This window comes from Micromonospora sp. H61, assembly GCF_018070325.1.
GTDB lineage: Bacteria > Actinomycetota > Actinomycetes > Mycobacteriales > Micromonosporaceae > Micromonospora > Micromonospora salmantinae.
The window spans coordinates 1-2,285 of the sequence record NZ_JAGPXY010000187.1; the positions used below are offsets into that span (position 1 = coordinate 1).

The 2,285-nt window shown below is 70.4% G+C and carries 1 protein-coding gene; it reads left to right on the forward strand.

The genetic code is table 11. The annotated features are described in order from the left end of the window. Positions 1 to 152: 152 nt before the first annotated feature. On the forward strand, positions 153 to 2,285 hold a 2,133-nt coding region (locus KBX08_RS32975), incomplete at its 3' end, for a transglycosylase domain-containing protein (protein ID WP_247670465.1).

Below are 2,285 nucleotides of genomic sequence, written 5' to 3' on the forward strand. Positions count from 1 at the left end.
CCTCGTCCGTTGATCATGAAGTTGTTGCGCTCGGCCTCGGCGTGTCATGGCAACAACTTCATGATCAACGCGGGTCGGGGTGGGGGTGAAGTTGGTGACAATTGGGGGGTGGGGGTGGTCGGTTAGCGGCTTTCATGGCAATCCTGGGGAGCATGGCCGCCCCCCGCTCGCCGCTGTCGCGGCTGTTCACAGTGCTGCTCGCCGGCGTGTTGGCCGGGCTCGTCCTGGCAGTCGCCGCGCTGCCGGGCAACCTGCTGCTCGGGCTCACCGCCCGCTCCGCGCTCGGGTCGTACGCCGCGTTGCCGGCCTCGCTGAAGACCCCGGCCACGCCGCAGCGCTCGTACCTCTACGCCAACGACGGCAAGACGCTGATCACCACGTTCTACGACGTGAACCGCACCGACGTCCCCCTGTCGGAGATCGCCCCGGTCATGCGGCAGGCGATCGTGGCGGCCGAGGACCGGCGCTTCTACGAGCACGGTGGCGCGGACCTGCGCGGCCTGGCCCGGGCGCTGGTGGCAAACGTCAAGGGTGGCGGCACCGAGCAGGGCGGCTCGACGCTGACCATGCAGTACGTCCGTAACGTGCTCAAGACGGACCCCACCCGCACCGCCGAGGAGCGCGCCGCCGCCACCGATCCCACGGTGGGCCGCAAGATCCAGGAGATCCGGTACGCGAGCGCGCTGGACAAGAGCCTCGGCAAGGACGAGATCCTCGACCGGTACCTGAACATCGCCTACTTCGGCTCCGGCGCGTACGGGATCGCGGCGGCCAGTCAGCGGTACTTCGGCAAGCCTCCGGCGCAGTTGACCCTCGCCGAGTCTGCCCTGTTGGCCGGTCTGGTGCAGTCCCCGGACGCGTACAGCCCGATCAGCGGCGACAAGGACGAGGCGCTGACCCGCCGGTCGTACGTGTTGGACTCGATGGTCGCCACCAACGCGATCACCCCCGCGCAGGCCGCCCAGGCCAAGGCCGAACCGCTGGCCCTGCGCCCCACCGCCCAGCCCAACGGCTGCACCGCCGTCTCCCAGGGCCACGACGACTGGGGCTTCTTCTGCGACTACCTGCGCCAGTGGTGGCTGACCCAGCCGGCCTTCGGGGCGACCGTCGCGGAACGCGAGCAGGCACTGCGTTCGGGCGGCTACACAGTGGTCACCTCGCTGGACCCGAAGATCCAGGCCACCGCGCAGCAGCAGGCCACCAAGGTCTACTCCTACGACAACAAGCGCGCCCTGCCGATCGCGGCGGTCCAGCCGGGCACCGGGCGGGTGTTGGCGATGGCGGTCAACCGGCACTACAGCCTCGCCGACAACCCGGCCGGGCAGGCGAACTACCCGAACACCGTCAACCCGCTGATCTCCGGCGGAGCCAGCGTCGACGGGTACCAGGCGGGTTCCACGTTCAAGCTGTTCACCATGCTCGCCGCGCTGGAGTCGGGCCGTACCCTCTCCACCGGTTTCGACGCGCCCGCCAAGCTGCCCACCCGGTACGCCGCCGAGGGCCCGGGAAGCTGTGACGGCCAATGGTGCCCGGCGAACGCCAACCCGGACTGGATGGACGGGTACCGGATGATGTGGGACGGCTTCGGCCGCTCGGTGAACACCTACTTCGTCTGGCTGGCCGAGCAGGTCGGCCAGGACAAGGTGGTCCAGATGGCGCAGCGGCTCGGCATCACGTTCCGCGCCGACTCGGACGCCGCCTTCGCCAAGAACAACGCCGCGAACTGGGGTTCGTTCACCCTGGGTGTGGCGGCCACCACGCCGCTGGACCTGGCCAACGCGTACGCCACTGTGGCCGCCGAGGGCACCTACTGCACGCCGGTGCCGGTGGTTTCGGTGACCGACGCGGACGGCACGAAGGTGCCGGTGGGGCAGCCCTCCTGCAAGCGGGTGCTCGACGCCGACGTCGCCCGTGCCGCGACGGACGCGGCGCGCTGCCCGGTGGGTCAGCAGTCGGCGTTCGGGCAGTGCAACGGCGGCACCGCCACCGGCGTGAACGACATCCTCGACGGCCGGCCGGTGGCTGGTAAGACGGGTAGCTCGGAGGAGAACTCCACCGAGACGTTCGTCGGCTTCACCCCGCAGATCGCGGTGGCCGGTATCGCCGCCAACCCGGACGACCCGGCCGACTCGGTGGGCTCGGCGGTGCAGACCAAGGTGATCGACGCGGTCGCCCGGGTCATCGCCACCGCCGTCAAGGGCCAGCCGGAGAAGGCGTTCGCCGCGCCGAGCCACGAGTTGGCCGGTGACCCGCACCGCCCGGTGGAGCGTCCAGCGGTCCCGAAC